Source organism: Gilliamella sp. App6-5 (genome assembly GCF_001690525.1).
GTDB lineage: Bacteria > Pseudomonadota > Gammaproteobacteria > Enterobacterales > Orbaceae > Gilliamella > Gilliamella apicola_H.
The window spans coordinates 1-11,803 of sequence record NZ_LZGT01000071.1 but is presented as its reverse complement, the minus strand read 5'-3'; the positions used below and the strand labels follow the sequence as shown (position 1 = coordinate 11,803).

At 33.7% G+C, this 11,803-nt stretch carries 11 protein-coding genes and 2 pseudogenes; all 13 read left to right on the top strand.

The window, feature by feature from the left end:
* Positions 1–330 (top strand): hypothetical protein (locus tag A9G24_RS12855; RefSeq protein WP_176701181.1); only part of this gene is annotated, 330 nt, incomplete at its 5' end.
* A gap of 389 nt (positions 331–719) precedes the next feature.
* Positions 720–1,052, top strand: a complete 333-nt coding sequence (locus tag A9G24_RS08330) for a DMT family transporter (RefSeq protein WP_065638594.1) — start codon at positions 720–722, stop codon at positions 1,050–1,052.
* A 328-nt stretch (positions 1,053–1,380) separates the two neighbouring features.
* Positions 1,381–2,076: a hypothetical protein gene (locus tag A9G24_RS08325; protein WP_065638593.1), complete on the top strand. Its 696-nt coding sequence runs from the start codon at positions 1,381–1,383 to the stop codon at positions 2,074–2,076.
* A 291-nt stretch (positions 2,077–2,367) separates the two neighbouring features.
* A complete protein-coding gene (locus A9G24_RS08320; RefSeq protein WP_065638592.1) occupies positions 2,368–2,580 on the top strand; it encodes a hypothetical protein in 213 nt (70 codons plus the stop codon).
* A gap of 21 nt (positions 2,581–2,601) precedes the next feature.
* Positions 2,602–2,823, top strand: a complete 222-nt coding sequence (locus A9G24_RS08315) for a hypothetical protein (RefSeq protein WP_065638591.1) — start codon at positions 2,602–2,604, stop codon at positions 2,821–2,823.
* A 701-nt stretch (positions 2,824–3,524) separates the two neighbouring features.
* The gene (locus A9G24_RS08310) at positions 3,525–3,995 is read left to right on the top strand and encodes a YhcH/YjgK/YiaL family protein (protein ID WP_065638590.1); all 471 of its coding nucleotides are present in this window, start codon (positions 3,525–3,527) and stop codon (positions 3,993–3,995) included.
* Between the two features lie 25 nt (positions 3,996–4,020).
* Positions 4,021–4,549 (top strand): annotated as a pseudogene (locus A9G24_RS13355) (PfkB family carbohydrate kinase).
* 255 nt (positions 4,550–4,804) lie between these two features.
* Positions 4,805–7,633 carry an excinuclease ABC subunit UvrA gene (gene uvrA, locus A9G24_RS08295; RefSeq protein WP_141673126.1) on the top strand — a complete coding sequence of 943 codons (2,829 nt, stop codon included), beginning with the start codon at positions 4,805–4,807 and terminating at the stop codon, positions 7,631–7,633.
* Between the two features lie 180 nt (positions 7,634–7,813).
* Positions 7,814–8,404 (top strand): glycerol-3-phosphate 1-O-acyltransferase PlsY, encoded by a 591-nt coding sequence (plsY, locus tag A9G24_RS08290; RefSeq protein WP_176701182.1) that lies wholly within the window; start codon positions 7,814–7,816, stop codon positions 8,402–8,404.
* 207 nt (positions 8,405–8,611) lie between these two features.
* Complete coding sequence (recR, locus tag A9G24_RS08285) at positions 8,612–9,217, top strand: recombination mediator RecR (protein ID WP_065638585.1); 606 nt, start codon at positions 8,612–8,614, stop codon at positions 9,215–9,217.
* 68 nt (positions 9,218–9,285) lie between these two features.
* Positions 9,286–10,104, top strand: coding sequence for a pyridoxal phosphatase (locus A9G24_RS08280; RefSeq protein WP_065638584.1), 819 nt, complete (start codon positions 9,286–9,288; stop codon positions 10,102–10,104).
* A 22-nt stretch (positions 10,105–10,126) separates the two neighbouring features.
* Positions 10,127–10,837, top strand: coding sequence for a tRNA pseudouridine(65) synthase TruC (gene truC, locus A9G24_RS08275; protein WP_065638583.1), 711 nt, complete (start codon positions 10,127–10,129; stop codon positions 10,835–10,837).
* Positions 10,838–10,998: 161 nt separating this feature from the next.
* Positions 10,999–11,803 (top strand): annotated as a pseudogene (locus tag A9G24_RS08270) (transposase); the annotation flags it as partial.

Genomic DNA, 11,803 nt, shown 5'->3' with positions numbered 1-11,803 from the left:
AATATAATTTATACTATAATTTTGCTAGAAAGAAAAAAAGGTTTAAAAATAACTGCGTATTTTGCTAAAAAATTAATAAAAAAATTTTTTAATGTAAGTATAAAAAATGCTGAATTATTTAAGTATTTTAGTTGTAAAAATAACATTAAAATATGTAAAAATATTAACATTAATACATATTGCGAAATGGATGAAATAAGTAATTTATACGAATATGCTACTTTAAAAATAGAAGATAATATATTTTTATTAAAAAATAAAAAAGAAAGTAGTAATAAAGAAGAAGTTAAGAAAGTGAATATTAAAAATATACAAAAGATATGTATATAGTTTTGTTTAAGTACGTGTACTTGAGCACGCGTAAGTAATAATAATATACTTTTTTATGTATAATAAAAATGGTATATTATAAAAAAGAAAGAAATATTTTGTATATGTTTTTGTATACAACGTGGTGGATTGTTAAAATAAATTAATTATAATCAATCAGTTATTTATTTAACTGATGCCCTCACAACCCACCATTAATATCTTCCTTTTCAAGCGTTAATAGCTATCTATTTTACCTTTGATTAATAATTAATGATGTAAAAATAAGGCAACGGAAATATTGGCTTTATCTATTAACGTTTATGCAGTTAATTAAAGTTGGTTAATCTAAGGATTCAGTGTCGATTTTAGAAAATTAGCTTTTTAATTTAACGATTATAGGCATTAAGATGAATTCATATTTATTACTGTTTGTTGCAATTATTTGTGAAGTAATAGCGACATCTTCATTGAAACTATCAAATGGTTTTACTAATCTTATTTTCTCAATTATCACTATTATTGGCTATAGTGCTTCGTTTTATCTCCTTTCATTAGCATTAAAAACAATCCCAGTTGGTATTGCATATGCAATATGGTCAGGAATCGGGATTGTATTAATTAGTTTAATTGCTTGGATTTTCTTAAAACAAACATTGGATTTCGCTGCGCTAATTGGCATGGGATTTATTATGTTTGGTGTGGTGATTATTAATTTATTTTCGAAAGTAGCAGGGCACTGAACAATAATTAATGTCGCTTTGATGTCCAATTTATAAGATATATAATTTATCAATTTTCTCATTTTTTCCTGTCATAATAATAATTTGTATAGTAACCAGTTCCACGTGATTTACGTTATTGTCTTTAAATTTCATTAAGAAATATTTGCTCTAAGGAATATTATTAGGATAATATTTGATTTGTTTGTTGAGGTTAATATTATAAATAGTCTAATGGTACAGACAATTTAACTGGACGAATAGATCATAAAATTTAAATCTAACAGTCAATAATAAAATCAGTGAATAGCTAGACTATACTGGTATGGATTAATTATGGGGAATAATGATGAAATTTTCTAAAATTTTTATTTTAGGTTTTAGCAGCCTTGTTTTAATCGCTTGTTCTAGTAATCGAGAATCATTACCTAGAACAAAAGCGGTTAGTACAGATACTATAGTTTTAAATAATGGTTCAACAATCAATTTTATAACTGAAAATGCTATTAATGGACAAGTAGTAGAAGACACGAATAACTATCTAAATATAGTGACACGAGGTGATACTGCTCAAGTAGTAGGTGTAAAAGTTGTTCAGTTTGCAACCTCTTTATTTACCTTAAATTCAGGTTCAATTAGTAGTTTTACAAAAGAAGAGTTAAAAGGCAAATATGTTGAGTCAGTTCCTAATAAAACGATGGACATTTTAACGCCTGAATTGTATGCAATATTAAAAAAGATAAATGCAAATAAAAACAAAAATAATACAGTCACAGTTCAACCTTACAAATTTAAACTAATTTATGATGGGTTAACTGATAATAAGTATAATTTCATTTATACAACATATATTCGTTCTAACAATTTTGAGTTTGTTTGTTCAGATAAAGATTTAGCTTTAGATGACAAAGTGAAACCTTTTAGTGATTGGGAAATGAACAATTATCAGTTAGTACAGGATGTAACATTAAAAGCAATAAATACTTGTATGGATCGATTAAAACTTCATAAAAATATTACCGAACTTGAAAAGGCTTTAAATTAGCTATACACATCATGGCTGCTAAATATTTTTCAACTAAATAATAAGCTTATAACTAATCCTGGATTTTGTGTATTTGTCAGTAAAAGTGACAGTTAATACTGTCACTAAATTCTATAATTAATTTTTTAATTGCTAATTTTGACTTAGCATTACTTTAGTGATTATTATTCTTATGCGCCATTGTAGTAAATAAAGCCTACTTATTGTATTGTTTATTGTGCCATATATTCCTCGATTCAAAACATAAAAAATACATTAATCTACTATTTTAATTACAAAAAATAGTTATTAATGTTTTGGTTTTATTTAATTTTTCCTTGTGTTTTTTTGCGTTTTTTATGCTGGCAAAAGCAGTTTTGTCATCAAGGTATGCAACAAGAGATTGTGATAGATGTTAGTGGGCAGCATTTAAGTTCATTACAAGAATTTAAAATTATACGAGGAATCGTTCGAAAATCTAACGGAATCATTAAACGAGAACATATTACGTTTAAAAGTGAATAATGTCAGAAGATACTGGTCTTAGTGGGGGAAAGTTCCGTATTTACTCTAGGTATAGATGTTGAATCTGCCAAGATAAATTATGAAGGCTTTAAGTCAGATCCCGATTATGAATATGAACCAGTAATGGTATGTATAACTAAAGTTCCTGATATGGTTATCTATAAACAAATACCACTATCTGTTTTTGATAACTTAGGCGCGGATAAAAAGCCGATTTGGTGGACAGGAAAGATCCCTAAATAATCTTGTTTTGTTTTTTCCAATTCTGTGATTAGCTTCGCAGAATTGGAATATGTTATTCAATCTATAACTAAGCCGTCAACTCTACCCCAACTTGATTTGTTCGGTTTTAATTGCAATAGGATGACCTGCATATAAAACCGAGCTATTCAATTTAGGATCTAACAAGATTGTAAGGCGATACCATATTTTATTCACCCTATCCCCCTTAATGCAACTCGTCAAGTGATAAGCTTTTATTGAATTTTAATAAAATGAAACGGTATAGAATCCTGAATTATTTTTACAAAACTAGGCACCTAAGTTAAAAAGCAAAAAGATAAAAAAGCGTGTCGGTGAAAAAATACGTTAGAATAACGAACCAAGGTAAAATTATTTTCAACCAACTGATATATAATGAAAAATATTAAAACGGTCGGGCGATGGATATAATACTGGAAAGGGAACAAATGGTACTAATAACCTTGATTTTTTTCTAAATTCATTACAAAAATCTTCAGTCTGTTTACTTTTTTTTGTAATGATCTCCAAGTTATATCATACCGATAAAAACATAAAAACTTATTAACAAATGATCTACAAAAGCAGATAACTTAAGTATATACTCTTTATCAATTTAGTTCGATTTATCATAGCGTATATTGGTTGTGAGTAATTCAATGATCAGTATTAATTTTCATCTATATTTTTAAGGATCATGTTGTATGATTATAGGTAATGTTAATCATTTAAGGTTAGTTCCTTATTTACCTACAAAAATAATGTACTCAATTGAGTATATTAAAGATAATGTTAATAGTAACACGCCTGTGGGGCGTTATGATATTGATGGGGATAAGGTGTTCTTTATGGTGTCTGATAGTCGAACGCGTCATATTCATGATGCTAAGCCGGAATATCATAAAAAATATATCGATGTTCAGATTGTCTTGGAAGGGCAAGAGGGGATGGCTGTGAGCATGTTACCGCCCTATACCAAAGTGTTAGACGATAAATTAGCAGAAAATGATATTGCTTTTATTGAAACGCCAAAAGAAGAAACCATGTTAGCCTTACAGCCTGATGATTTTATCGTTTTTTTCCCAAATGAAGTACATAAACCCCTTTGTGCAATTGATAGTAAGATTGCAACTGTCCGAAAAGTTGTGATAAAAATCGCATTGGATTATTTATAATCTGATTAAGGGTAATAGGTATAATATGACAACTAAAATAGCGGTTATTGGCGAATGCATGATTGAACTGGCGATCAAACAAAATTCAACTGAGCGTGGTTTTGGCGGCGATACACTTAACACCGCTATTTATTTATCACGTTTACTTAAAGATAATGATTTTTCAATTCATTATGTAGCGGGGATTGGCACTGATCCTTTTAGTCAAGAGATGTTAGATAATTGGTAAAAAGAAAATTTTCAAATTGATTTAGTGCAAAGAATGTCAGATAAGATGCCTAGCCTTTATTCTATTGTGGCCGATGAGCAAGGGGGAGCGTTCTTTTTATTATTGGCGTAATGATGCTGCTGAAGGTCATTTTGACGTTCTGGTTAATAAAATAGCTAAAGACAAAGTGATTGATACCACAGTCGCTGGTGATTCTTTTAGTGCTGGTTATCTTGGTGCGCGTTTAAGTGGATGGACAGCATTACAGGGGCACTTGGTGGCTGGTACGTTTATACATTATCGCGGTGCAATTATCCCTGTAGAGGTCACACCTAAATTAATATAATTAAGTCAATAGATTAAGTTTATTCTGCGAAAAACGGTTAGTAATGACCTTATTTTGTTCTAGTTTTAGAAACCAATATTTTCAGTTTATATTCTTGTCAAAAAGTTTCAGAAAAGACTATGTTTTAATATAAAATTGGTCAAGTAATAGATTCATTTATATAGTTGTATATTTCATCAAATGTTACTGGTATAATATACAGTTAATTTTCTATTCATTTAGTTTAAAAACACACATAAGAAGAGATCTATGTCAATCAAAGATATCGATATTCGTGGTGCTCGCACGCACAATCTAAAAAACATTAATGTAACCATTCCAAGAGATAAGTTAGTTGTTATCACAGGTCTTTCGGGATCGGGTAAATCTTCATTAGCATTTGATACTCTCTATGCGGAAGGACAGCGACGTTATGTTGAATCCTTGTCGGCGTATGCTCGTCAGTTTTTATCATTGATGGAAAAGCCTGATGTCGATCATATTGAAGGTTTATCGCCAGCTATTTCGATTGAGCAAAAATCGACTTCGCATAACCCACGCTCGACAGTTGGAACTATCACTGAAATTTATGATTACTTACGGTTGCTTTTTGCCCGAATTGGTGAGCCTCGCTGCCCAAATCATCATTTACCATTAGCAGCACAAACGGTGTCACAAATGGTCGATAGTATTATGGGATTACCTACTGAAAATCGTTATATGCTGCTAGCACCTGTGGTCACCGAACGTAAAGGTGAATTTGTTAAGTTGTTTGAGCAATTAGCCGCTAGTGGTTATATTCGGGTAAGAGTGGATGGTGATGTCTATGATCTTTCTGATCCACCGATTCTTGAACTGCAAAAAAAACATACCATTGAGGTTGTTGTTGACCGTTTCCGTATTCGTGATGATTTAAAACTTCGTTTGGCCGAGTCGATTGAAACTGTGCTTTCAATTACTAATGGTATTGTTAAAGTAGCCAATTTGGATGATCCTCAAGCTGAAGAATATCTGTTTTCGGCTAATTTTGCCTGTCCAATTTGTGGTTATAGTATTTCAGAGTTAGAGCCTCGATTATTTTCATTTAATAATCCAGCAGGGGCGTGTCCTGAATGTGATGGTTTGGGCGTGCAACAATATTTTGATCAAAAACGTATTGTGCAAATGCCTGAAGTTTCGTTAGCTGCGGGTGCGATTAAAGGTTGGGATCGTCGTAACTTTTACTATTTTCAGATGCTAAAATCATTAGCGGAACATTATAAATTTGATATTGATAAACCCTATGAAAAATTATCTGAAAAGGTAAAAGATATTTTATTAAATGGTTCAGGTAATACCGAAATCCAATTTATCTACACCAATGATCGTGGTGATGTGGTTAAACGTAAACATCCGTTTGAAGGCATTATCAATAACTTAGCTCGTCGGTATAAAGAAACAGAATCACAAACTATTCGTGAAGATTTAGCTAAATATATTAGCCATCGACCTTGTCCTTGTTGTGGTGGTTCAAGGCTGTGTACAGCTGCAAGAAATGTATTTATTAATGATACTAATCTACCAGCCATTAGTGATTTAAGCACTCAAAAAGCAAAAGATTTTTTTGATCAGTTGTCATTGACAGGGCAACGTGCTCAAATTGCCGAAAAAATCTTAAAAGAGATCAACGACCGTTTACAATTTTTGATTAATGTTGGGCTTAACTATTTAACACTTTCACGCTCCGCTGAAACCTTATCAGGAGGAGAAGCACAACGTATTCGATTAGCTAGCCAAATTGGTGCTGGGCTGGTTGGAGTGATGTATGTACTAGATGAGCCTTCTATCGGATTGCATCAGCGTGATAACACTCGTCTAATTGACACTTTAACGCATTTACGTGATTTAGGTAATACTGTCATTGTGGTTGAACATGATGAAGAAGCAATTATGGCTGCTGATTATGTGATTGATATTGGACCTGGAGCAGGGGTTCATGGTGGTGAAGTTGTTGCGCAAGGTATGCCTAAGCAGATTATGGCATGTAAAAAATCTTTAACAGGCCAATATTTATCTGGTAAAGAAAAGATTGAAATTCCAACAACGCGCACCAAAGTTGATAAGAAAAAAATATTATCACTTATTGGCGCTACCGGAAATAATCTTAAAGATGTGACATTAAATATTCCGGTTGGATTATTTACTTGTATTACTGGTGTATCAGGTTCAGGTAAATCAACACTAATTAATGATACGTTATATCCTCTTGCACAAAATGAACTTAATGGTGCCGAAAAAACAGAAATAGCGCCATATCAAGCCATTAAAGGGCTTAACCATTTTGATAAGGTCATTGCGATCGACCAAAGTCCAATCGGGCGTACACCACGTTCTAATCCTGCAACTTATACAGGATTTTTTACTTCTATCCGTGAACTTTATGCTGGTGTACCAGAATCCCGCGCAAGAGGTTATAATCCGGGGCGATTTAGTTTTAATGTTAAGGGAGGACGATGTGAAGCTTGCCAAGGTGATGGTTTAATTAAAGTTGAAATGCACTTTTTGCCGGATATTTATGTTCCTTGTGATCAGTGTCATGGCGCTCGTTATAATCGTGAAACCTTAGAGATCAAATATAAAGGTAAGTCTATTAACGAAATTTTGAATATGACAGTTGAAGAAGGGCGTGAATTTTTTGATGCAGTACCGATGATTGCTCGTAAATTACAAACCCTAATTGATGTAGGTCTTTCTTATATTACCATTGGGCAATCAGCAACAACATTATCAGGTGGTGAGGCACAACGTGTAAAACTTGCAAAAGAATTATCGAAGCGAGATACTGGACGCACTTTATATATATTAGATGAACCAACAACAGGTCTACATTTTGCTGATGTTAAACAATTACTAGCGCAATTGCATTCATTGCGTGATAAAGGCAATACAATTGTTGTGATTGAGCATAATTTGGATGTGGTTAAAACAGCCGATTGGATAGTTGATTTAGGTCCAGAAGGGGGTAATGGTGGGGGAGAGATTATTGCTGAAGGGACACCTGAAGAGGTTGCTAAATCTAAACATTCCTACACTGGAAAATATTTAAAACCGTTGTTGGAAAAATAATAAACTAAGTAGGATTGTATTATTACTATTTAGCGTAGATAGAACGGGCAAGGTATGACGCCTGTTCTATTATACTTTACCAGCAAGTAGGGTTAGATACAGGTTTTAAGGTGCTGATTAGCATTTAGCGTTCGATTATTAAAGGCGGCAAATGAAAGGAGTGATATTGTGGCATTTCAAATGGTATTAATGATCATAATGGCCTATTTTTTGGGATCGCTTTCTGGTGCAATGATTATTAGCCATATCATGCATTTGCCTAATCCCTCAGAACATGGTTCGCATAATCCAGGGGCAACCAATATTTTACGGCTTAATGGTAAATTACCCGCCATTTTTGTTTTAATTTTTGATATGCTAAAAGGTACGATTCCGGTTTATATTTCTTATCGACTTGATATTCCTCCTTTCTTTTTAGGTATTATTGGTATTTTTGCTTGTTTAGGGCATATGTTTCCCTGTTTTTTTCATTTTCGTGGTGGTAAAGGTGTTGCCACTGCGTTAGGTATGATGGTTCCCATAGGATTTGATTTTACAGGTTGCTTTATTTTAACTTGGTTAGTTGCGTTACTCATAACTGGGTACTCTTCGGTAGCTGCGATAGCTGGGTTTCTTATGGCGCCATTTTATGTTTGGTTATTCAAACCTGAGCTTACTTTGCCGGTTGCTATGCTTTCTTGTTTGATTATCATTCGTCATAATAGTAATATTATGCGCCTTTTAAAGGGTGAAGAACCGAAAAGTTATTATCATAGCAAGAGCAAACAATAGTCTAAAATTTATATGCAATAAGCTTTAATTTAACGATTGTTTCTGAATACAGTTGTCACTAAGCATTATTTTAACTATTAATTTTCTGTAAGTTTTTTTAACTTTCATTATTATTAAATTAAACAAATAAAATAATTCTTGTTTGATAGATTATTGAAAAAAGGTATTATTAACTTAAAATTTAAATATGTGAGAATCAAATAATACATGCAAATAAGCCCATTATTAGAATCGCTTATAGAAGCACTGCGTTGTTTACCGGGCGTTGGTCCCAAATCGGCACAACGAATGGCCTTTCATTTATTGCAACGCAATCGACAAGGTGGCATAAAATTAGCTCATGAGCTACATGAAGCGATGATAAATATAGGTCATTGCAAAGAGTGTCGAACTTTTACCGAACAAGAAATCTGTACTATTTGTGCAAATGTTCGCCGTCAAAATAGTGGACAGCTTTGCGTTGTCGAAACTCCCGCCGATATAGTTGCCATAGAACAAACTGGACAATATAGTGGTCGTTATTTTGTATTGTTAGGCCATTTATCGCCATTAGACGGTATCGGTCCTAGCGATATTGGTCTTGATTTATTGAAAAATAAGTTAGCGTCAGAATCAATCAACGAAGTTATTTTAGCCACTAATCCCACCGTTGAAGGTGATGCAACTGCCAATTATATTGCACAAATGTGTGCACAGTTCAATGTAACAGCAACAAGAATCGCTCATGGTGTTCCAGTTGGTGGTGAACTTGAAATGGTGGATGGCACTACCTTATCGCATTCATTTGTTGGGCGTCAAAAAATTGAATTTTAAATTTATTGAAGTTCTAGTGTTCAGCTAATCTTTATAACAAAGATTAGAAATAAAAAAGAGGGGATTATATGAAGTATAAAGCGGTTGCTTTTGATATGGATGGCACGTTACTAGCCAGTAATCGTTTAGTTTTGCCAGAAACTGTTGAGATGATAAAAAAAATCAGTGCTAAAGGTGTGAAAGTCATTTTAGTATCGGGGCGTCACCATTCTGTAATTTATCCTTATTATTATCAACTCAAATTATCAACCCCCGCAATTTGTTGTAATGGATCTTATCTTTATGATTTTAAAAAACAAAGTGATTTTGCTGCTAAACCAATGACTAAAGATCAAGCAAGAATGCTATTAAAACTAGTTAATCAATATGGTATCCATACTTTAGTTTATACTGATCAAATGATGACTTATGAAGTGTTAGATGATCATCTAGCAGGTTTTTTTAAATGGGTCAAAACATTGCCCGATTTTTTACAGCCAGAAATCAAAAAAGTAGCGAGTTTTGAAAACGTGATTGATCAATCTGGCGCTATTTTTAAATTTGCAACTAGCAGCCATAACCTTCCTGCTCTACGACAATTCTCAAATGCGGTAGATGCATTAGATATGTTCTCGTGTGAATGGTCTTGGTCAAATCGAGCAGATGTTGCGATTAAAGGTAATACCAAAGGAAATGGTTTAATGCATTGGGCTGAGCATGAAAATATTGATTTAAGCGAAATAGTCGCTTTTGGTGATAGTTATAATGACATAAGTATGTTATCTATTGCTGGATTAGGGATTGCTATGGGGAATGCTGATAACGAAGTGAAAGCAAAAGCAAGTTACGCTATTGGCGATAATAATAGTCCAAGTATAGCAACTGAACTTGAAAAGCTATTTTTCTAATTGATTTTCAATAAAATAGACTATGTTTGAAATTCTCTATCACGATAATGCTTTAATTGCGATTAACAAACCATCTGGTTGGCTTGTGCATCGCAGTTGGTTAGATAAAAATGAATCTATCGTTGTGATGCAAACTCTACGAGATCAAATTGGCCAACATGTTTTTCCTGTGCATAGACTAGATAGGCCAACATCAGGTGTGTTACTGTTTGCCCTTTCTAGTGATGTAGCAAGGCTCATGTCAGAACAATTTGCCACAAAACAAATTGAGAAAACGTATCATGCTATCGTGCGTGGTTATCTTGAGGGTGAATCTCTGATCGATTATCCTTTAGTTGAAGAATTAGATAAAATCGCTGACAAATTTTCTGATAAAAATAAGCCAGCACAAGATGCAGTCACTTTTTATAAATCTATTAGCAAAATTGAAGTGCCGGTTAAAGTTGGTAAATTTGAAACAGCAAGATATAGTTTTATTGAATTAAAACCACAAACAGGACGTAGGCACCAATTGCGTCGTCATATGAAACATATCTTTCATCCTATTTTGGGAGACAGTAAACATGGCGACCTTCATCAAAACCGTGCTTTTGCTAACTATTTTGGTGTTAGGCGCTTGATGTTACATGCTAGTAAGTTAGAGATTTCTCATCCTGTTAACCATAAACCAATCGTTATTGAAGCTAAATTAGATCAAAATTGGCAAGATATTCTTGTAAATTTTAAAAAGTAATGTTTTAAATTACAAAACTGTAAAAAGGATAAATACTATTTATCCTCAGATTGATGACAAAGAACTCGCTTTTTGGCGAGTTCTTTGATCTAATAGAGAGGAGTCCATTATAAGAGAAGTTCTTCTATGCTAAAAAACCAACTCCAGCGACACCAGAAAAAATAGAGCAAATCTCGCTAGATGCGCTTGTCCCTCAAAATCATCTTGTTCGTAAAATAGCTAAAGTCATTGATTTTGAATTTATTCGAGAAGCGGTAGCACCACTTTATTGCCCTAATAACGGTCGTCCGGCAGAAGATCCGGTCAGACTGTTTAAAATCATGCTATTGGGGTATCTTTTCGGTATCCCCAGTGAACGTCGTCTGGTTCAGGAAATTCAGGTCAATTTAGCTTACCGCTGGTTTCTGGGAATGGGATTAACCGAAAAAGTGATTGAAGCCAAAATCGTCGCCGTCGGTTTAATGACAGTGAAATCTATCAACAGATTTTTGATAATATTGTTGAGCAGGCCATTGCCAAAGGGTTGATAAGTGGTCGGGTTTTATATACGGACAGTACTCACCTAAAAGCAAATGCCAATAAAGGCAAAGCACGTAATGAGCAGCGTATTGTTGAGCCCAGTCAATATATTGATGCCCTTAATCAAGCCATCAACGCAGAAAGAGAATTAAACGGAAAAAAGTCTTAAAGCCATCGACGGTAGAGAAATACAAGGAGGTTAAAGTCAGTACAACAGATCCAGACAGTGGCTTTATGCATCGGGAAGGCAAGCCTAAAGGATTCTTCTACTTAGATCACCGAACGGTTGATGGCAAACATAATTTAATTACCGATACCTATGTCACAGCTGGAAATATTCATGATTCCCAGCCTTACATGGCTCGATTAAAACGCCAGTTAGAGCGGTTTGGCTTTAATCCGGTTGGTGTCGGTCTTGATGCGGGTTATTTTACGGCTCCCATTTGC